The following is a 22,281-nucleotide window of genomic DNA, read 5'->3' on the forward strand; positions in this document are numbered from 1 at the left end:
TTTTCCGTCCCCTGGGAAAGAGACCCTGCCGAGAACAAAATAAGGCCACCCTCCTTTTTTTTATCGGTCCCCAAGGTGCAATCTCTTGCGCTAAGGTTGCACAACAGGGTTTTAAGGCCTATATAATGGGACTTCATAAAAATATTGCAAGTAGAAAGGAGCTTGGCGCCCCCCTTTATGCTTTCTATTTCGTTCTGTATGAAGTTCCCTCTTGCCCAACCCTTTATATAAATGCCCCATATCAGGTACAATGCCCTTTGGGATTCATAAAAAATTAAGATAAGGGTGTTGCCCCCATTTTGGTATTTACAGAGGATTTTAAAGGAGTGATTGTTTACGCCCATTCCCCGTGATTACTGTCTTTGAAAGAAAAAACAGTAGTATCGACGATATAGGTTTAGTGGTAGGTTTTGGAAAGAAAATCGTCGGTAATTGTATTAAACAGTAGGTTCAAAAATGGTACTGTTCTTTGTTTTACTTGCTCTACCCTCTGCACTGAAACTCCTTATGTAAAAAACCCCACCGACCTCCCTTCCCATATGATGGCTATATTTAAGATACAGCGTCATACCGGAAGGGACCTCTGGTGCCTCAAAAAATCGCAAGGTTGAAGATGGCAGTTAAAAACCTGCCAAATCAAGGGCAATATATAGAACTTTTAGCCCTACTTGTTTATTAATTGTTGTAATTATCGTTATAATCGGTTTCTCCCAAAGGAACGGGGGTATACATTCCCTCATAAGGAAAAGCAATGGCAGGAATAGCAACTCCGGCTTCGTTGAATTTATTACCGTCAATTTCCTTTTTAAAACCCTTCATATATAACATGCGATCACCACCTTCACCGGCAAGCTCCCTTAATCGTTCCTCCTCTACCGATTGTGGCGTAACCGAAGCCAGATCCGTCAGTCCTGCCCTTTGTCGCACCACATTAACATCGGCGGTAGCACCGATTACATCGTTGTTTACAGAAAGACGAAGCATGGCTCGTGACAGATAAAGCTCAGCCAATCGCATCAAAGGCAGTTGGGCATACCTTCCATCTTCGGCCCGATAATACTTATCGATCCAAATATGGTTCTTTGTTACCTTGGGATTACCGTCAAAAGAAGTCATATAGGCCACTCTTTCCGGTACCGACATACCCACGGTATCCACTGCAGCATTTCTATCAGCTCCTGCCTTTAGGAAATAATAAAGTTGATTGAACCTTTTATCGGCCAAGGCTTCGGGTGTAGGAGTATTGGTCGTCATATCCATCCATCCCATTCGCCCCAAGGCGTAATAAGACAGTGCCATGGTTCCGGCCCAACTCTGTATCCAACCATTTACATTACCGTTCTCATCAAGGGTGCCATCTCCTCTACCACCTCCATTGGCCCTGTAATAGCCAATTTTAGTCATTCGGGCAAAGGGAATATCGTTATCACTTGATTCAGGACGAAAAGCCACCTCCCAAATCACCTCATTCGCCTTGGCGTCGCCAAAATTTCTTGTCCAGGCCGTTTCAGGATCTTGGGAAAGGTCATAATACCCTTTGGTATCTACCGCATCGGTAATGACAAAATCGCATTCATCTAAGGCCCCGGCATGATCTCCCATGGCAAATTTTATGCGATACAGTAAGGTCGCTGCCGCATACTTATTAGCTCGCCCCGCTTTAGCGTGTTGTTCAGGAAGCAGCTCTTTTGCCTTTTGCAAATCGGAAAGCATCAAATCATAAAATTCTTGAACGCTGCCCAATTGTGAACTCCGCAATGCATCGGCCGTTTCGTCAAAATTCTGTTTTAATGGAATATATCTTCCCGAATTATCCCCTCCCGGTACGTAGGTAGGCATAAAGCCCTTGGCCAAATGATAATTGGTCCAAGCTCTCATGAAATACAACTCCCCCTTTTGCTGTTGCAGCTGATCTCGATCTTCGGGAGTCATGGCAGAAAAGGCATCGGTACCTTCTTGCTCTTTCTCCTCGATAAATTTCAAACCTGGTAATATTTGGTTCAAAACCCTGTATAGTTGGGCAAATTCGGCATCGCCCTCTGAATTGGATACTGCCGTAAAATCACGGTCGTATTGATTGATCGCGGCATGCTCCAAAGGTTGATGGTCGGTATGGGTAGAAATATCACTTATTACAAAATCGCGATATGCCGAATAACCATAAGGGGCTGTCCAACCTGAGTTAAGAAAAAATCCGTAGTAAGAATCCACAACGGAAAGCTCAAACTCATCCACACTGTTCCAAGGAAACAGTTGAGGGCGCTCCAACTCAAAAAATTCATCGTCATTGCACTGTACAAAAACCAAAGCCAATAGCGATAAAACTATTAAGGTACTATATCTATTTTTCATCGTTCGTCTTTTTTTTGATTAGAAATTAAGGTTGATACCGAGGGAGAACGTTCTTCTCTGTGGTCCGGAAGAACGAGATGTCATTCCATTAAGAACACCATCACCGCCATAACGCTGAAGCTCGGGGTCAAAACCTGTATAATCAGTAATAGTAAGTAGGTTTGTGGCATTGAAATATAGACGGCATTTTGAAACTCCCAAGCGGTCTATAACGGAAGCAGGAATAGAATATCCCAGAACCAGCTCTTTCAACTTTATATAATCCCCTCTTTGAAGAAATTTGGACTCAGCCCCATCGTACAGAAATTTACCTCCTTCTACATATTCACCCTCATCATTATATGGATATCGATTCCCATACACCAACTGCGGATATTCAGCAATATCACCCGGTTTCTCCCAAGATTTGGTATAGGCATCAGCCAATACCGGAGCGCTTCCTGTCCCTAAACCTTTGTATAGGTCATCATTGTAGATGTAGTTCCCCCCTTGGAAAGAAAATAATACGGAAAGATCAAAGTTCTTATATTTAAAATCATTGAAAAAACCACCATAATAAGTCGGTAAGGCCGTTTTATTCTCTTGAATCATCCTGTTATTCCCCTTATTATTGGTCGTTGCCGGGATCAACCTACCTGTTTTGACGGTAGCACCTGTTTCTTCATAAACTTCCCTATCAACCTCATAAATCATTGAAACCCCAGTTTGAGGATCCACTCCCGCAGATTCCGGTAGATAATATTGACCTATTGCCGCCCCTGATCTCGTAAGCGTATAGTATCTATTAGCGGCATATTTAATTATCCCCTTTCCTGTTTTATCCGCTTCAGGGTTAAGAGCTACAACTTCATTTTCGTTAAAGGCGACATTACCGCCCACGGTCCATGAAAATTTATCATTGTTCACGGCTACCCATGAAACATCCAATTCAATTCCCTTATTGACCATGTCTCCAATGTTCTCCACAAAAGAACCTCCTCTTGCCGTACCACCATTTCCGCTAGCCAAACCAGAAGAATAAGGTAGTGGTGTTGCCAATAGCATATCCTCCACATCTTGTTTATAGTAGGCAATGGAACCGTTGACCCTATTTTTAAGGAATCCGAAGTCTACACCAAAATCACTCATGGTAGAAGTTTCCCATGATGCCAATTTGTTAGCGAAATTAGTGATGTAAGTATTTCCTACCCCTCCATAATTTCTAATAGAGGTATTGGTAGAATAATTGGTTTCCGTTACATAAGGAATACTTGAATTACCGGTCTGTCCGATACTTCCCCTTAACTTTAAAAGCGAAATCCAATCTGCCGATGACAAGAAATTCTCATCCGAGATAATCCAGCCGGCCGACCCGGAATAGAAAGTCCCCCATCGGTTTTCCTTTACGAACTTAGCCGAACCTTCCCTACTCACACTGGCTCCAAGCAAATATCGATCTTTAAATTTATAGTCTAAACGCGAAAAGAAGTTTCTACGGTAGCCTTCCGAGCTCAAGTAATCGGAACCGGTAATGGGATCGGTCGATTTTCTTACTTCATGGAACACCCCTAAAAGGTTGGTGCCCTGAACCCCGGTCCATGTGCTTTTTGATGCTCCCTGTTCAAATCCGCCCACAAAATCAATATTGTGATCTTCGCCGAAAGTATGGTTGTAATTTACGAGTGAATTAAAAACATATCCATAACTCTGAGTAGCGCTTCCATTACCCGTATTGCCTTGGGTCGCAAAATTTTGTGTAATGGCTCCCGCTTTGTACGAATCGCTCTTGCCCATACTTATATTGGGCTGATAATTTGCCGACAATGTCAAGCCTTTTACAAACGGCATCTTCCACTTGGCAAAAACCACGGAATTAACCCCAAAATTACGGCTATTATTAGACCTGAATTTAGGATCTGAATTTGCTAACGGATGAGCCCCGGTCTCGGCATTCCAATAACCAGATGCGTTGGTATCGCTATAGACGGGCAGCCAAGTAAGACCGTGTACAAAGCCTGCCCCACTATTACTACTCTTGTTATACTTTCCAAAAATCCTTAGGCCGTAGGTAAGGCTTCCTTTTACAAACTCCACATTTAAACGGCCCGATACGTTTTCACCACCCTCATTTATATAATTTCCATCATAGCTTCTGTAATTGACCGTCGCATAAAGATTTGAATTTTCGGTACCACTAGAGGCCGAAAAATTGACATCATGGTAACTTCCGACCCGTGTCAACAGATCGTTCCAATTGGTATTTGTACTTCGAGCCTCTTCATTGGTAATTGTTTCATTACCCGTTGCCCATGGATTTTGGGACATTACGCTCTGCTGAAAATCCCAGCTGGTACCATCGTAGTTTTGGCTACCAATCTCCATAATATCAAATAACCTATCTGTACCGGCATACCCTAGATCGGTATTTGTAAATTGAGATAATCCTGAATGATAGTTGAGGTTAAAACGCGGGTTACCCCTTTTTCCCCTTTTAGTGGTCACTATGATTACCCCGTTGGAAGCCCTTGAACCATACACTGCCGTAGCGGCCGCATCTTTCAACACTTCAATAGATTCAACGTCATTTGGATTGATATCGCCTTGACCTCCGCCAACACCATCAACTATCCAAAGGGGCGAGTTTCCTGAATTTATGGAGCTGATACCTCTCAAGGTAACCTGTCCGTTCGTAACCTGTACCCCAGACGCCCTACCTGCCAAGGCAGTTGTTATCGAACCTGTTGCCGTCTGTGCAATCTTGGCACCGTCTACCTTCGCGATCGACCCTATTACATCACGTTTTTTCTTGGTACCATAGGCAACAACAACGACCTCATCTAAATTCTCGGAAGATTCTTGCAACACAACATTAATAATCGTATTTCCTCCGACAAGTTCTTCCTTGGCCTCAAAACCAACAAAGGAGAACAATAGCACTTCCCCTCTATCAACCTTAATATTATAGTTACCATCAAAATCGGCGACCACCCCTCTATTGGTTCCCTTGACCACCACATTTACTCCAGGAAGTAGCTCCCCTTCATTATCAGTAACCGTTCCGGAAACCGTTTGTTGTGCTTGAGCGGAAAAGATACTCCCTGATAAAATCATCAAGAAATAAACCAATTTCAGCCCTAGAGTTTGCTTTTTACATTTTTTCATAATTTTTTGGTTGTAGTTATTATATTCCTAAATACTGATACCCAAAAGTCAGAATACATTAACTCATACACATGCCCGGAAGTGCCAAAAGCTTTTCTATATGTTGCAAGCGGCTATTCTAGTTGAATTTGAAGAAAATGGGTGATGGAGACATGTAAATGAAACTTGGGGCATGCCCTTATCGATGGGAATTCAGTTTTTTGGACTAGAGAAAAAATTCTTTTCCCCGTCCATTAAAACAGAACATATGCCACAGGTGCCAAAAAAGAAAAAGCGAAATAAAAAGAAAATCCAGTACGTAACCTATATATTGCTATATATTTCAATACTAATTTTGAGTACTATTCTGATTATCACCCTATTGTACTATTAAAACACCCCGTTCACCCCAATACATCACCGTTGAATGGACGTGTTTCCCCCTAAACCTTAAAACGGAGCATTAAGGATAAGATCAGAAAGAACGATTGTAATTTTAGTACGTATTGGCCCATTGTGGTAGGTTTATATAAGGCCTTACGACCGAAAAATATACATAAAGAAATCAAGGCAGACCGGTACATTTTCAAAAACAGACGAAACCATGACCACCAAACACTACTATCACCCAATCAAAATGCTACTCGTAGTGCTAGCGGTCTTATTCATGCCGACACCTAACTTTTCCCAAAAAACAGAAGGAGAAAGTGCCATACAAAAAGGATTGGCCTTTAATCGTTTTTTTGCCAAGGACGGACTTCCCGATAACAGGGTGAGAAGTATCTACCAAGACAAAAAAGGATTTATTTGGATAGGCACGATGAACGGCCTATGCCGATACGATGGGTATAACTTTAAGCAATTTTCAAAAAATGTACAGGGTAACGGTATTGCGGGAAATTGGGTATATGCCATAGCCGAAGATGAGAAAGAGAATATTTGGATAGGCTCTACCGAAGGCCTAAGTAAGATCGAACGCAACAAAGACTCCATTCTAAATTTCAAAACCTCCGATTTTTTGCCCCATAAGGAAATCAAATCCCTTTATATCGACCAAAAACAACGTCTATGGATCGGCACGAAAAAGGGGCTCAGCCTATTGGAAATCAAAACCGGCAAAGTACATCAGTTTAAAGATTACCCGCTCAACAATGCCGTAAATGTCATCGCTCCTGACGAAAAGGGACATATATGGGTGAGTTGTGAAACAGGTATCGTACGCTTTGATGAAAAAAACCTATCACAAACCTATTTCCCCTTTGATGTAAAACCCAACGCCTATAACGATAGAATATGGGACATACTTTTTGTACAAGACGAACTATGGGTTGCCAGTGGCGGTGATGGTATCTATCGTTCAAAAACCGATTCACTAACCGCTCACGGGGGAAGTGCCTTTCAAAAACTATTTCTTGGCGATGGGGTTTCCCCGAATCTTGAAATTTACGACCTCACCATGGACAATTCGGGTGATATTTGGTTGGGAACCACGCAGGGATTAGGTAAAATAGAAAGACAAAACCCTAATGGAAACGATGGCCCGATTATTTTTTATCAGCAACATTACCTAAACGATTACAGTCTTAGCAACGATCGAATATTCAAGCTAAACTTTGATGCAGGTAACAACTTATGGATCGGTAGCAATCTCGGATTAAGCACCTTGCTCAACCGAAACCGGAATTTTTCAAATTTCAGTTTTACCAAAAGTACGAACAAAGACGAAGTAAGGGGCATCACGGCCATACCGGAAGGCGACCTATGGTATACCACATCCTCAAAGGGAACATCGGGTATCACAAATGAAGATGGAACCATTAAAAAATTGGGACTGAATATGGGCCCCGAGGCCAATATGGGGCGTTCTATAGCGTCTTTGGATCAAAAATTGTTTATCGGGTCTCTCGACGGCCTTGTAATAAAAGACCTGAAAACCGGATACGTACAACATCTATTACCCGGTAAAAATGTGTTCAGTCTTTTGCTCGACACCGCCGATAACAAAGCCTACATTGGCACTATAAGCGGACTTTTCGCTTACGATATGCAAAAAAACACCTTGGCCAGTAAGCTCCCACTGCTGAAAGGATTTGTACGATCACTCTACAAATCGCCTGATGGGGCCATATATGCAGGAATAGACGGCCCCTTCATCTATAAAAAAGACCCAGAGGGAGATTTTGCCCCCTTGGCCATACCTGAGCACTTTTTCGGTTCTATGATCAATGCCATGGAAGAGGATAACGAGGGCCATTTGTGGATCGGTACGGAAAGTGGACTCAACAAACTCACCAAAAACGGAAGTGCCACATATACCTGCGAATTGATCGGTGTGGGCGAAGGCCTCGCCGATAAATCGGTACACGGCCTGATCATAGACAACGAAAACAACCTCTGGATCAGCAGCATCAAAGGCTTGATGCGGTACAGCGATAAAGAAAAGCATTTTGAATATTTCCTGCCCAACTTGATCTTTAGTCCCTCATGCTTTTACAAAAAGGGCGATACCGCCTTTTTCTTTGGTCATGCCAATGGATTTATCCGTTTTGACCCCAAGCTAATTTCCTTTACCAAAAGTCCGCCCGACGTACTCATTACCGGTTTTCGAATCTTAAACAAAGCCGTCAAGGTCAAAGAACGGATCAATGGCGATGTTATACTTGACAAACAAATCTTCAATACCGACAACATCACCCTAAATTATAAAAACGACATGTTTACTTTGGAATATGCCAATATTAATGGCAGTTTCGAAAAAAGTAGGGACTACGCCTATAAACTAGAGGGGTTCGACAATGATTGGGTCTACAACAAGAGCGAGGAACACACGGCCACCTATACCAACCTGAATCCGGGCACCTACACCTTTATTGTCAAGGCCAAAGACCACAGTGGCTCTTGGAACTCAAAACCCACAAAACTCAGCATTAGCGTTTTGCCCCCACCCTGGAAGACCTGGTGGGCCATTTTGACCTATGTGGCCATCATAAACGGACTCATTTACATTTTTATCCGATACCGAACGGCAAATGCCAGAAAGGAAAGCGAACTGCTTCTTGAAAAGCGGGAAAAAGAACAAATGAAAGAACTGAACAATTTAAAACTACAGTTTTTTACCAACATTTCCCATGAGTTCAGAACCCCGCTCACCTTGATTTCAGGGCCAATAAAGGATATCATCTCCAACAATACCATATCGGTCGATATTCGAAAAAAAGCCAAGATCATCAAGAGAAACAGTGACAAGCTCATACACTTGATCGACGAGCTGATTACCTTTAGGAAACTTGAAAAAGGGGGACTCGTCCTTAAACCGACGCCCATCAACATTCTTCATTTTGTGCAAGAAATCAGTGAAAGTTTCCAACTGTTCGCTGAAGGAAAGGAAGTTATCATCAATTGTCACAGCCTTTTAAAAGACAATGTCATATTGGCCGATCCCTCCCACCTCTATAAAGCGATCAACAACCTAATGGCCAATGCCCTAAAGTTTTGTTCCGAAGGTTCGGTGGTACAAATCAAGATCAAGGCCCAGAAAAAACTGGATGCCCCCCAAAAGGAAATATGCGATTCGTGGATTCGTATCTCCGTAAGCAATTCAGGCCCCAATATTTCCAAGGAAAACCTCGTACGTATTTTTGACCGCTATTACAAAGGAAACGATGCCCATGGAGGAACGGGCATAGGTTTATCGCTAGCCAAGGAACTCGTTGAACTACACAACGGAAGCATCCACGCCAAAAGCGACCACCAGACAACGGAATTCACCATCCTCCTACCGAAAGGAAATGTCACTTCCCTCCTAGAGGATACGAATACAGACCCCGCATCATTCCCGAAAATACTTGCATTGGAACCCTATCTGGGCGACGACCGGTCTTTTGACGAAACCCAGGAAACTACCTATGGGGAACCCGGAAAAATGCATATCCTGTTAGTAGACGACAATAACGAGCTTCTAGAATACCTAAGCCTGCTACTGAAAGACGATTTTATCATAAAAACGGCCAGTAACGGCCTTGAAGCCCTCGAAGTGGTGGAAAAAACGCCTCCTGATGTAATCGTTAGCGATGTGCTAATGCCCAAAATGGACGGATATGGCCTATGCCAAAGCCTTAAAGAAAATCAGAAGACCCTACACATCCCCGTTATCTTACTGACCGCCAAGACCATGACCGAAGAAAAGATGAGGGGACTTCATCTCGGGGCCGATGCCTATTTGGAAAAACCCTTTGACCCCGACATCCTTAAAACCCGGATCCACGCACTGGTAAAAAGCAGGAAAATGCTCATTCAAAAACTGGCCAAGGAACAGGTGGTAGATTCTTCGGCATTTACAAAAAATCCTATAGACGAGGCCTTTATACAGAAAGTAGTAGAACACATTACAGCGAATTTGGATAATGGGGACTTTAGCGTGGAAGAGCTAAGTGAAAAAATGTCGATGAGCCGAAGCAACTTATTTCGAAAGGTAAAGAACATCTCAAAAATGAGTCCCGTAGAATTCATCTACTACATTCGATTGCAAAATGGAATGAAGCTACTCTTGGAAAGAAAATTCAACATTTCTGAAATTGCTTGGCAAGTCGGTTTTAAAAATCCCTCGAGTTTTAGCAAATCATTCAAAAAGCAATACGGAAAATCGCCTACCGAATACCTCAACGATATATTGGACAACGGTTAGGGGCATTCCCTCGTACGCGCTTTTTTAAAAGCAGGCAAAGTAGTTACATTTTACACCTTGCTCCGGAAAGCATTATTTGACGATCAGTTCAATAGTTTCTTTGATGCCGCCATTGTACACAATTTCAATCGATGCCGTTTCCTTTGCGCCCTTACCAAGGTGTTTGACCTCAATTTTGAATTCTTCGCCGGCATCGACCAGAAAATATTCGGTCTGCGATTGGATCTTAAAATTTTCCTTTGCCCCGCCTATGAGTTGAATAGAACTGACAAAACTTGCCGTATTACCGTGGGCATTTTTAACGGTAATCGATTGAATGCCTCCCGATGCTATTTTGGCCTTGCTTGGAACGATAAGCTCCGAAGCTTTCAAGGTTTCCCCTACAGGTTCATCCTTATGGTATACCTCCATATTGTGCTGGGTTCCCCCTCCCCTTTTAGGTGATCCCGCGGCGATATAAATACCTTCGCCCGACAAGATGGCCTGGGTACCATGTCTGGGGTAATGCATCGGGGCCTTATTCGACCATGTTCCCGTCTCGGGCTTATACGCTTCTACAATTTTATAGGCAGGTCCTTTCTTTTCCCCTTCGCCCCCCATTACATACAGCTCGTTTTTAAAAGCCATAATTCCCGGGGCTGCCCTAGGTGTCGGCAAATCGTTTTCCAATGTAGACCATTGGCCGGTTTTAAAGTCATAGGTATCAACGGTACCGATCAAGGGAGCAAAAACCCCGCCTTCACCTCCTGATTGCCGCCCTCCTACGGCATATAAGGTATGATCGATAACCGCCGCATGGAAGTGGTCCCTCTGTTGGGATGCATTTTCCAAAACCGTCCACGTATTATTTTTTGGGTCATAAGCATCGAACCAATTCACATAACCGCCATCATGCCCTATGGTATTTCCACCTATCAAATAAAACACATCATTGTAAACGACCAAGCCAGCGCCTCCTCGTCTACGTTCTTTAGGTATCTCAGGACCTTTTATCCATCGATCGGTCGGAGGGTGGTACAACCAAACGGCCTCTTCGGGTATCTCCCTGGGAAATTCGTTGGTTTTAAACGCTCCTATGACCCAAACGAACCCCTTGTAAAAAGTCGCCTGAAAATGATTGAATTCCTTTGGGGCCTTGTTTGCCGCCTTTTTCCAAGAGTTATTCTTAAAATCGTACAACTCCAAGGTTTGTGCCGATTCCCTTCCTCCAAACAAAATAAAACGATCCCCGGCCTGTACAAAAGAACACTCGTGCCGTGCCGTATAATTCTCGCTTTCGTTTTTGTCGATCCATTGATCTCCATTTTTTTCGGTAGTTTGACCGTTTATAAAAATAGGGGCCAAAAACAAAACAAAGCTTCCTAGAAGTTTGCTAGCGATATCGATTTTTTTCATAATTTAAACTGAGAGCGGTTATTGACTTTTCAAATTTAGTATTAATCGAATCCTAAAAAAGGATTTCCATACATTTCTAAAAATAGTCCCTATACCTAAATACGCTTCCCTTCTTATAATCCTTGTCTTACTCATTTCGGCAGATCTCCATTCACAAGAATGGAACTAAAGGAACAACCGGATCGCAGTGAGTTTTGATGGAAACAGCGCCGCCGACAATGCCTATAAATGGCCTACGGGCGACCCCGATGATTGGGGGGGCGGCCGTAGCCTCTGGAGCCATCGTCACTAAACTAGGGCTGCAGGATAAAATAGTGCACTTTTCGTATAACAACTTTATTGACGCCCCAGCAGGGCCCGATGCGGAAAATGAGCTAAAAATAAGTTGTGACGGACTCGTAGAACGATGGAACTTCGACCCCAAGGTATTTTTTTGACATTACCCTAGCATTAAAACCCGCTATTCAAAATTTGGCCAAGAAAATCGGAAAATCCACCAAGGAAGACTCGAATATACAATGGATGTATAAACGGATACAGGCCCACAGCGGTGGCGATGCCGATAGTTCAGATTGTGGAATGTTCTATTATTTTCTAGTGGGTGACCACAATGCAACCCCTGAAAAATTCAAGGCCTTTATTGGAGAGTGAATCCCCAACTCATCGGGCCTTTAGGAGTTAACGCCAAAACGATTCCCATAGACAGGGAAACAAAACCTACAGATCAGGCCCTATCGGTCAAAACTTTTAGTGCCCCCAGTATTTCTGCTACTCCCATTCTTTCGGTGTAGTTGGCCTCAACATGGGCCGCCTCAATGGTTTGGTCGGTATTGATTATAAAAGTGGCGGGTACAGGAAGGGTTTTAGATCCATCACCGTTCAAAAGGGTCAAATCACGTCTTCCGTGGTAATCATCTCCTGGATCGAACTGAAGCTTATAGGCCTTGATCATCTTCTGATCCGCATCACTAAGCACCTCATAATCCAAACTGTTCTTTTCTTTTGCGGTAAGGGCGTTATCTGGACTTTGCGGACTTATTGCCAAAAATGAAGCTCCATACGATTTAATTTCCGCCAAATTCTTTTGTACCTCCCTTAGGTCTAGGTTACAAATCGGACACCATTCCCCACGGTAAAACTTGATGATTACAATTCCTGATTTTAACATTTCGGTAAGCGAGACGTTCTTACCTATGGCGTTCGGCAAGGAAAAATCGGGAGCCTTGTCGCCTACTGACAAGCCTTTGACATGGGCCGCATTTGAAATGACCCGTTTTTGAAAATCTTGTAATTCACTCATGGCAATCTTATTGGTTTCGGCTAATGTAGGCCTTTTTTTGCTTTGTGCTTTTGAGTCCCTTGATTTCCTTTTCAGGTCAAGTCTTCCGTACGTTACGTTGTTCGTTTAGAATAAGATCTAGGAACCGTCATTTATTCCGGAAAAACCAGTCAAAGCCTTTGAAGGCTTTAAGGGTAGGGAGTTCAAAAAACAGAGAAAAAAACTACGGGACAAGGATTAAAATCCCGTTATAGCTTTCTAAAATTCCCAAAATCAATTTTGTCATTTCCTCAACAAGACGCCGACAATCGCAACAACAATAGGGCCTAGAGCGAATCTCGGCTATCGACAAAACAACAAAAAGAAGTCCTGTATTATTATTTTATCACTTTTATTGTTTTCATTTTTATAAATTAGTAATCAAATGCACAAACCGTCATTGGCGGTACGGTAACGGACGGAGAAACGGGCACCCCCTTGCCTGGAGTCAACGTAGTCGCCGGAACCAAAGGTGCCATCACTGATTTTGATGGAAAATACGAATTGAACATTTCAAATGACATTAAGGTCATTGAATTTTCGTCCTTGGGATTTGCCGCAAAGTATTGAAGGTACCGGCCACCAGTGTTTTCGCCAAAATACGGCTTGACAATGGAAAAACAAGACGGCACGAATTTTATTGGGGTTCCGGTTATCTATCACAATCTACCCGAAGCATTGGACTCTCGGGAAAAGAAAAAGAGATTAAGGTTTTCGACCCTAATGGAAATGAAACCCTAATCCATCCCAAACCATAAAGTCGCACCGCAAATAAAAAACAACGATTGTCAGTTACAGCAAGTCTCCATATCGAAAGACATTACAACTTGTACGGCCTATTAAAACCCTCCTTTAGGCCCATGTACCCGTATCGGTCAAAGACTCCCCTTCGATGGGTTCCCTGTGCAATTTTAAAAAGAAACCTAAGACACCTTAGGGGCAGCGTCTTATAATTAAATGTACCGTAAATGAAACTAGCATCAATAGACATTGGATCAAATGCCATACGACTTCAAGTAGTCAAAGTATACGAAGACGAAGATTTAGTCAGTTTTAAAAACCTACAGCTATTGCGCTTTCCCTTGCGATTGGGCCATGATGTGTTTTCCCAAGGAGAAATATCGCAGCCCACCAAGGAGAAATTCATTAAGTTGATGAGCACCTTTAAGCATCTTATCGACCTGTACGAAGTAGAAGATTACTATGCCGTAGCTACGTCGGCCATGAGGGAAGCCCGTAATGGTACGGAAGTGAGCGATCACATCAACAAAGAGGTAGGCATGAAAATCAACGTCATCACCGGAAAAAAGGAAGCCAGCATTCTGAACAAGGCCATTAAACCGACACTGAAAAACAGAAAATATGTGCATATCGATGTCGGTGGCGGAAGTACGGAACTCAACTTACTTGAAGGCGGGCAGCTGTTACAGAGCCGGTCGTTCAAAATAGGATCGGTCAGGCAATTGACCGCAAAAGAACGGGCGGAAGTTTTTGCCGACATGAAAGAATGGATCCACTCCACAAGCTTTCAAAAATCAAAGAATATTGTTGGAATAGGCACGGGCGGAAATATTAACCGCTTGTACGGATTGGCCAATAAGGCCTCCAACATGGCCATATCCTTTGCCGAGCTCAAAGCCTTGCGGGCCTATGTTAGCGAGTTCACTTATGAACAGCGGATGTCCATCCTCAAAATGAATCCCGACAGGGCCGATGTTATTGTTCCGGCTTCGGAAATATATTTACGGGTCTTAAAGGAAATGGGAAGCGACCAAATCCTTGTCCCTAAAGTCGGATTAAAAGACGGTCTTATTTACGAATTATACGAACAAAGAACCCATAAAAACCTAGACAAGATAGAATATCTGGGCTATCTCTAAACCTTCGTACCATAAGCATGGTCGTACCTGCACGCTTGCCTATCATCAAAGGGGGACGTTTTCACCGATTCCTTGGAATTCCTTGGGTTACACCCCTAATTCCTGTTTTGGCACTTCACAATATAACAGGAAAGTGGCTACCTTTATGACCCAAGTTGAATCAACAAGAAACTAAGCTATGGCCGAAAAGAAAAAAATATTGGCAATTTGCGGAAGTGCAAGCCCAAACTCGGCCAATCTTTCCATCCTAAAAACAATAGCCGAATTAGGCCGGTCACATTTTGATTTGGAGCTATTGGACGACCTAAGCGAAATGCCCCATTTTAAAACCGACCTGACCGATAAAAATGTACCTGAAAAAATCATGGTGCTTCGAAAGCGCATTTCCGATTCAGAGGGAATTATAATCTGTACGCCCGAATATGTTTTCAGTATTCCGAGCGGACTGAAAAATGTAATCGAATGGTGCGTATCTACCACGGTTTTTTCCGATAAACCGGTGGGACTCATAACTGCTTCGGCAAGTGGAAAAAAAGGACACGAGGAATTGAAATTGATTATGGAAACCGTACAAAGTAAATTTACCGACGAAACCACGCTTCTCATTCAGGGCATAAAAGGGAAAATCGACAGAGAAGGTCATATTTTGGACACGAAAACAGAAGGTGAACTGAAAAAATTTGTCCGATCCTTCAACCAACTAATGGAAGTCCACACCACCGAATAAGTCCAAAAACCTATGATTTACATCACCCAACTGATATACCTTATTGAGGGGCAGGAAGCTATTTTCAATCAGTTCGAAGCTTTGGCGATTCCCTCCATTTTAAAATATAAGGGCCGTCTTATGCTAAGAATTCGACCCGATAAAAATTCGGTCATCGAAAAAAATATAGAAACACCTTACGAAATTCATTTGGTGGAATTCGACAGCCAAGAAGACTTTGATAATTTCAAAAACGACAAAGAGCGAAAAAAGTTCTTGCACCTAAAAGAAAAATCAATACGATCATCACTTTTAATCCAAGGAAGAAAAGTATAGACCTAAGACCGGAAGCTCTCAGCCTCTCGTCTTGGTTTGATATATGAGCCAAGCATCGGCCCGAAATACCAACCGAAACCATAGCAAATAAGGACAAGTAAAAACCCGATTTGGACAAGTTTAAGTCACCCCAATACCCCAACTTTGTCGTATGAACCTTAAACGAGAAAAACATGGGTAATCTAGAAGGCAAGGTGGCCTTAATAACGGGGTCATCTAAAGGAATCGGTGCGGAAATAGCTAAAACCTTGTCTAAAAACAAGGCAAAGGTAGTAGTCAATTATGCCGGTAACGAAGAAGCCGCTAACAATGTGGTGAACGCGATTATCGCCGAAGGCGGCGAAGCTATACGAATTCAGGCCGATGTAAGGTCTAAGGAAGACGTAAGCCGTTTATTTGACCAAACCATTGTCCATTTCGGTAAGGTGGATATTTTGGTGAACAATGCCGGAATTATGGTCAATCAATTGATAAAAGACACCACTGACGAAGCTTTCGAACTTCAGTTTGACACCAATGTAAAGGGCGTTTTCAATACACTCCGCGAGGCCGCTACAAAACTTTCGGAAAACGGAAGCATCATCAATGTCTCTACCTCGGTAAACCGGTTGATGCTGCCAACCTACGGTACATACGTCGCTACAAAATCGGCCGTAGAGCAACTTACACGTATTTTTTCCAAAGAAATAGGTAGTCGTGGGATCAATGTAAATTCGGTTTCTCCGGGACCGACAAATACCGAGTTGTTTATGCAAGGAAAAACAAAGGAGACCGTAGACCGCTTGGCCGCACTTTCCCCCTTTCAACGCATTGCCGAAACCAAGGATATCGCCCAGGTCGTAGCTTTTTTAGCGAGTGACGAAGCCAAATGGATCAATGCCCAGAATATAGGGGTCAACGGCGGCATGGCCTAGTCGAAGAAAGCTTCCGTGCAAAGCGTTTTAAGTGGAATACCTTTAGTATTTTAGGGCTTGTCTTTGCTTATCGGAAGGATATTCCACGAGACAGTATCAAAAAAAATATAACTTGCCGTAAACTAGCTCGGGGCAAGCCTCGGAGCATTTAATCTCGATGATCGCGTAAAATACGAATATGGGCCATCTCAAAAACATTCCGAAAATTCAGGACTTTCACCGTTTTGCGCATCTTCCCGCTCCCAGACATCCTTTGATAAGTCTGATCGATTTTGGCCAGGTAAGATTTCCCGAAGACCTAAAGGGACTGAAATTGGTGCAGAAATACTACACCATCGGTTTAAAGCGAAATGTGCCCTACAAACTGTTTTACGGACAAAAGGAGTACGATTTTAACGAGGGCATAATGACCTTTTTGGCCCCGGACCAAGTGATGGGCATGGAAAGGAATCCGAATATCAATTTAAAGGGAGAATCAAAACCTACGGGTTGGCTACTCTTGGTGCATCCTGATTTTTTGTGGAATACCTCCTTGGCCCAAACCATGAAATCTTATGCGTTCTTTGGATACGACATTAACGAATCTTTGTTCTTGTCCGAAGAGGAAGAAGAGATGATGGTCGATATCTTTAAGCGTATAGAAAAAGAATATCGCTCCCCGATCGATAAATTCAGCCAGAAAATTATCGTATCGCAATTGGAGCTCTTGCTCAACTATGCCGAACGGTTTTACGAACGCCAATTTATCACGCGTAACACCCCGAACCATCAACTTTTAGGACAGGTAGAACAGCTCTTGCAAGCGTATTTCGATCAAGAAAACTTAATGGAACTCGGTCTACCGACGGTGGAGTATATTTCGCAAGAACTCCACCTTTCCCCAAGTTACCTGAGCAGTATGTTGAAGTCTTTGACCGGAATGAGCACCCAGCAGCATATCCATAACCAACTGATCGAAAAAGCAAAAGAACAGCTTTCAACGACCCCTTTGCCCATTAACGAGATTGCGTATAATTTGGGCTTTGAATACCCAAGCTCCTTCAACAAACTGTTTAAGAACAAAACGGAAATGTCTCCCTTGGAGTTCCGGAAAACCTTTAATTAAAGAATAGCCCCCATAGGCGACCGCCTATAGAATTCCCTTGTTCAATTATTGATAATGAAAGGGCTATTTTTTCTAACAAATACGAACGGTCAAATTTGGCCTCATTTGATTCGGAATTAAACGGAATCACAAAGCGCATAACTTCATTTGAGCTATATCCCCACGGATAACACACGAATGCCATCACAAGGACAAATTCAAAGACCGACCTATGTACGGTTCGCAGCCCCTTCGGAGCCCCTGTTAAAAAATTTCTTAAAAGCCTTACGTAAATCCGTAAGGCCGATGTGCGTAAAGGTGGTAAATTAGAGGCGTTACAAAGAAGGATGGCATCAATAACTATATCCTGTTGTTGTACCCAATTAAAACCAACTAACGAAATATAGAAAATATGGCAATTTGGCTTTTCAGAGCAGGAAAATCAGGAGAATACGAAAACAAATTCTTGAACGATGGAAAAATCTATCTGACTTGGGATGAATTGAATACTGATTTATCAAAACTATCTGACAGGCAAGGGTTACTTGAATATTTACTGAATTTTTATTCTGACGCTAAAAGAAATACTGTTAGAAATTGGCTCGGACAGATTTATCCAATTGCTCATAGAATAAAAAAAGGCGATTGGATAATATTACCGAGTAAACTAAAATCTGCTATTCATATTGGCAAAGTAATAGGAGAATATGAATACCATCCAAAAGCTAATAATCCGTTTTTTCATTCCAGAAAAGTGGATTGGTTTGCAACAGACATTCCTCGTTCAAAATTTGACCAAGACTTACTCTATTCCTTTGGAGCATTTATGACTGTTTGCCAAATCCAAAGAAATAATGCTGAAGAACGAATCAAGTCAATGTCCAAAAACAATTGGAGTTCTAAACAATCTGACTTGGTAAAAAAACAAGACGAGATTGCCGATGACGATACAACGATAGACTCTTCACAAATTGACCTTGAGGAATTTGCAAACGACCAAATTGCAAAACTTATAATTCGCAAATTCAAAGGACATAGAATGGAATTCTTAATTGAATCCATTTTACAAGCTAAAGGCTATACGACATATCACTCTCCAGAAGGAGCCGATAAAGGAATAGATATTTTGGCAGCACCACAGCCAATGGGATTTGGACAACCAAGATTATGTGTTCAAGTTAAATCAACTGATTCTCCGATTGACAGACCAACATTAGACCAACTAATTGGTGCAATTCACAACTTTGGAGCAGACCAAGGACTTTTAGTTTCTTGGAGCGGATTTAAAAGTTCTGTGGAAAAAGAAAGACCAAATCAATTCTTCAAAGTTCGTCTTTGGAGTCAAAAAGAGATAATTGACGAATTTATAAAGAACTATGACAAATTGGATGAGGAAATTAAAGCTGAAATTCCTTTAAAAAGAGTTTGGGCTTTATCAATATCGGAAAACGAATAAAAAACAACTATTGCCAACAATAGTACCCCTTGTACCAGTCTATAATTATCGAAATAACCACCTCCTAACCGCTTTTTAAGGCAAAGACCGACCTATGTACGGTTCGCAGCCCCTACGGAGCCTGTGTTAAAAACTTTCTTAAAAGCCTTACGTAAATCCGTAAGGCCGATGTGCGTTAAGGTGGTAAATTAGAGGAGTTAAAAAGAAGGGTAGCATCAATAACTATATCGCGTTGTTGGCAGTAATTATAAAAATATGAACTATCTATATATTTTAACCAGTCTTGAAAAACCATGTTACAAGGTTGGAATTACAAACAATATGGAGAAAAGGTTGGCTAAAATAGTTGCGGACTTTGGTCAAATCAATACGGAAGATAGTTTTGTTTATTCGTGCAAAAACAGGCAGCTAGTAACTAAAATTGAATTTGGTATTCATGCTTATTTAAATAACTATTCTTATAGTCCGCTAAATCTTGGAGGAGGTGCAACTGAATGGTTTGAACTTGCATCACTTGAAAAATGCAAATGGATTATTGAGCAATTTAATCAAGAATTATCGGAGTTTACTAAATTAGGTTCACTTTCGGAGTTTTTAAAAATGCCGACGGATTTCGATAAAATTTTCAGCGAATTTGACGCAACAAAGGACTTTCATAAGCTGCATAATTACACAATTGAAACTCTTGATAAGTATATTTCTAAGAATTACACCAGTTTAAAATTTGAAAAAGAAGAAGGCTACTTAGTGTTAGTTAACTCTGAAAGCATTGATTTAGAATCGCCAACTTTGCCCAAGTATAACTGGGTAAAAATCGAGCAAAACAAAATATTATTTGACATTAAAGTGTATAACAAATGGAAAAAGGACAGGGTACACAACGAATTGAGGGATTTGATTCAAATCAAGTTCTTTAGCAAGTTTACTCTGACTAATCTTGAGTCAATGTTTGCAAAAATAACTACTGCCAACACCAGTAACCGGTGCACAACTCGTCATCAGGAATAAATTGATGGTTTTGAATTATTAGAAACAATCAAAACCCAACATATCAGTTAGTTATGTTTTACAAAACAAAAAAAACCTAACAAGTACGCATTGATGGAATTCATGGTTGTGCAACAAGCACACCGTATATAAAAAATAGCGGTTTTATCGCTTAAATGAAATAATAGTGATAAACTAAACCGTAACCTCCGCATATTGTACCGGATTGGTAGGATAAAAGACGGAATGTTCCGCATATAAACAAGTTGTGGGTAATGCTAAAAACACTCTAATTATTAAAAATAAGACTATAAAGAGGAGAAAATAATATGTCAGATAAAGGAAGTGTTTTTCAAAAAGGAGGCGGAGGAACAAACTTCGAACAACTCGTTCAAACAGCTTTTATAACAACGCTTATAATACGCGGAAATGTTCCTTCTATAGATACAGCACACCTAACAGAGGTTGCTATGCAAGTAACCAACAGAGGCTATGAAACTGACGATTTTATGGCAATTGCAAAATCCACAATCGGAGAACATAGAATATTAGTTCAAGTAAAACACGATATTTCTTTTACCGCGGACAACGTAAAATTCCAAGAAGTAATTGATGCTTTTTGGAAAGACTATAACAATACTTCTATTTTTGACAAAACAAGAGATAAACTATTAGTAGTAAAAAATGGTTTAACTAAAGATGAACGAAATCACCTTAAATCACTTTTTAATTGGGCAACAACTCACAGTTCAGAGACAGACTTCATTTTGGAAGTAAACAGAATAAAAGGAAAAAAGAAAAGACTAGATGTTTTCCGTAAAGTAATAAAAATAGCAAACGCAAATATTGCCGTAAGTGACAAAGAATTATGGGAGTTTTTAAAATGTATTGATGTTTTAGAATATGATTTCTCAAATGAAGCTAGTATTGATAAAACTTATTTTCTCAATCTAATTAAAATATGCAGAAGAAAAGATTCAACTGCTACTGAAAAAGAAATTTGGGATAGTATTTTTGCTTATGTTGGAACACTTAATCCAAATGGCGGAAGCGTAGGGATTGAAGATTTAAAAGATAAAGATTTCTTTAATCATTTTGACAATACACAATTACATCCATTTTTAAAAGCAGTAGAGAAGCTTAAATCAGATAGCAAAGAGATTTTAAGGCCAATAAAAACTTCAATTGGAACTGGCGAAAACGAATTTAAATTACCAAGAACCCAAGCAAAAGAAAATATATTAGAGGCATTAAGCCAGAATCAAATTACGGTTGTTACAGGCAAGCCAGGTGTTGGTAAATCGGCAGAAATCAAAGAAATTCTTCAAAAAGATTTTCAAAATGCAAGCGTGTTCGTTTTCAGAGCCGACCAATTCAATGAATCTACGCTTGCCAATGTATTTTCAAGTCAAGGTGTGAACGAAACAATACAAGATATTTTCTCTTGTATTTCTTTAATCCCTCAAAAAATTGTTTTCATTGATAGTTTGGAAAAATTATTAGAATCTGATCCCGAATGCGCTTTCAAGCAATTGTTGGCATTACTTGCGGAACACCCTGAAATCAAAATCATTACTTCATCGCGTAAATATGCAATTGACTTAATTACATTAAAATTCGGAATTGATAAAAACGATATAGGCATAATTGATATTCCAACTCTTAATCAAGAAGAGTTAAAATTAGTTGCTGAAAGATTTCCACAATTAAGCGGTGTTCTGAAAAATGATAAAGTCAAAAAATTACTTCAAAGTCCAAAATATCTAGACTTTTCAATATTGGCAATAGGAAAATCAAATGATAATTATGCTAATGTTTCAATAACTGGTTTTAAAGATGAATTATGGAATTCATTAGTTGTAGATGCGACAAATACAAAAAACGGATTACCAATTAAGCGAGAAGAGGCTTTTAAAGAAATTGCAGTTGTAAGCTTCCCCTAATTAGAACTGCCTAGTTTTCTAAAACTTCATTAAAGTTATTGTTTTTAATTCTTTTGGGGCTAGCCCCAAAAGAATTAAGTTCCGCATATTTTACGGGCGGTATTTT

Annotated in this window: 17 protein-coding genes; 13 read left to right on the forward strand and 4 right to left on the reverse strand. The window is 41.1% G+C overall.

All coding sequences use genetic code 11. From position 1 onward, the window contains the following. Positions 1-675 precede the first annotated feature (675 nt). Both BW980_RS20255 and BW980_RS20260 read right to left on the reverse strand, forming a co-directional pair. A complete protein-coding gene (locus tag BW980_RS20255) occupies positions 676-2,352 on the reverse strand; it encodes a RagB/SusD family nutrient uptake outer membrane protein (protein ID WP_076456980.1) in 1,677 nt (558 codons plus the stop codon). 18 nt (positions 2,353-2,370) lie between these two features. Next, the gene (locus BW980_RS20260; protein ID WP_076456981.1) at positions 2,371-5,493 is read right to left on the reverse strand and encodes a SusC/RagA family TonB-linked outer membrane protein; all 3,123 of its coding nucleotides are present in this window, start codon (positions 5,491-5,493) and stop codon (positions 2,371-2,373) included. Between the two features lie 583 nt (positions 5,494-6,076). Here BW980_RS20260 and BW980_RS20270 point away from each other — a divergent pair. Further along, entirely contained in the window at positions 6,077-10,156 is a 4,080-nt protein-coding gene (locus BW980_RS20270) for a hybrid sensor histidine kinase/response regulator transcription factor (protein ID WP_076456983.1), read from the forward strand. A gap of 72 nt (positions 10,157-10,228) precedes the next feature. On the opposite strand, the gene BW980_RS20275 is transcribed toward BW980_RS20270, so the two are convergent. Next, a complete protein-coding gene (locus BW980_RS20275) occupies positions 10,229-11,551 on the reverse strand; it encodes a Kelch repeat-containing protein (RefSeq protein ID WP_076456984.1) in 1,323 nt (440 codons plus the stop codon). Positions 11,552-11,748: 197 nt separating this feature from the next. Between BW980_RS20275 and BW980_RS22390 the strand changes: the two genes are divergently transcribed. Together BW980_RS22390 and BW980_RS22395 are read left to right on the forward strand one after the other, a co-directional pair. Further along, entirely contained in the window at positions 11,749-11,988 is a 240-nt protein-coding gene (locus BW980_RS22390) for a hypothetical protein (RefSeq protein ID WP_139327753.1), read from the forward strand. Positions 11,989-12,022: 34 nt separating this feature from the next. Continuing rightward, complete coding sequence (locus BW980_RS22395) at positions 12,023-12,202, forward strand: hypothetical protein (RefSeq protein ID WP_076456986.1); 180 nt, start codon at positions 12,023-12,025, stop codon at positions 12,200-12,202. Between the two features lie 73 nt (positions 12,203-12,275). On the opposite strand, the gene BW980_RS20290 is transcribed toward BW980_RS22395, so the two are convergent. After that, positions 12,276-12,851, reverse strand: a complete 576-nt coding sequence (locus BW980_RS20290; RefSeq protein ID WP_083690567.1) for a peroxiredoxin-like family protein — start codon at positions 12,849-12,851, stop codon at positions 12,276-12,278. Between the two features lie 456 nt (positions 12,852-13,307). On the opposite strand from BW980_RS20290, the gene BW980_RS20295 reads away from it, so the two are divergent. From BW980_RS20295 to BW980_RS20345, 10 genes are all read left to right on the forward strand, one after another. Further along, the gene (locus BW980_RS20295; protein WP_245800118.1) at positions 13,308-13,439 is read left to right on the forward strand and encodes a carboxypeptidase-like regulatory domain-containing protein; all 132 of its coding nucleotides are present in this window, start codon (positions 13,308-13,310) and stop codon (positions 13,437-13,439) included. 42 nt (positions 13,440-13,481) lie between these two features. Further along, complete coding sequence (locus tag BW980_RS22965; protein WP_262508157.1) at positions 13,482-13,610, forward strand: hypothetical protein; 129 nt, start codon at positions 13,482-13,484, stop codon at positions 13,608-13,610. A gap of 227 nt (positions 13,611-13,837) precedes the next feature. After that, positions 13,838-14,749 carry a Ppx/GppA phosphatase family protein gene (locus BW980_RS20305; protein WP_076456989.1) on the forward strand — a complete coding sequence of 304 codons (912 nt, stop codon included), beginning with the start codon at positions 13,838-13,840 and terminating at the stop codon, positions 14,747-14,749. A gap of 178 nt (positions 14,750-14,927) precedes the next feature. Beyond that, complete coding sequence (locus BW980_RS20310) at positions 14,928-15,476, forward strand: NADPH-dependent FMN reductase (protein WP_076456990.1); 549 nt, start codon at positions 14,928-14,930, stop codon at positions 15,474-15,476. Between the two features lie 12 nt (positions 15,477-15,488). Beyond that, positions 15,489-15,791 carry a DUF1330 domain-containing protein gene (locus BW980_RS20315; protein WP_076456991.1) on the forward strand — a complete coding sequence of 101 codons (303 nt, stop codon included), beginning with the start codon at positions 15,489-15,491 and terminating at the stop codon, positions 15,789-15,791. 173 nt (positions 15,792-15,964) lie between these two features. Next, a complete protein-coding gene (locus BW980_RS20320; protein ID WP_076456992.1) occupies positions 15,965-16,705 on the forward strand; it encodes an SDR family oxidoreductase in 741 nt (246 codons plus the stop codon). 178 nt (positions 16,706-16,883) lie between these two features. Continuing rightward, entirely contained in the window at positions 16,884-17,810 is a 927-nt protein-coding gene (locus tag BW980_RS20325) for a helix-turn-helix domain-containing protein (protein ID WP_076456993.1), read from the forward strand. 391 nt (positions 17,811-18,201) lie between these two features. Continuing rightward, positions 18,202-19,245 (forward strand): restriction endonuclease, encoded by a 1,044-nt coding sequence (locus BW980_RS20335; RefSeq protein ID WP_076456995.1) that lies wholly within the window; start codon positions 18,202-18,204, stop codon positions 19,243-19,245. 255 nt (positions 19,246-19,500) lie between these two features. Next, positions 19,501-20,253 (forward strand): GIY-YIG nuclease family protein, encoded by a 753-nt coding sequence (locus tag BW980_RS20340; protein ID WP_076456996.1) that lies wholly within the window; start codon positions 19,501-19,503, stop codon positions 20,251-20,253. A 308-nt stretch (positions 20,254-20,561) separates the two neighbouring features. Then, a complete protein-coding gene (locus tag BW980_RS20345) occupies positions 20,562-22,175 on the forward strand; it encodes an AAA family ATPase (RefSeq protein WP_245800120.1) in 1,614 nt (537 codons plus the stop codon). Positions 22,176-22,281: the final 106 nt, after the last annotated feature.

This window comes from Zobellia uliginosa, assembly GCF_900156625.1.
Lineage (GTDB): Bacteria > Bacteroidota > Bacteroidia > Flavobacteriales > Flavobacteriaceae > Zobellia > Zobellia uliginosa.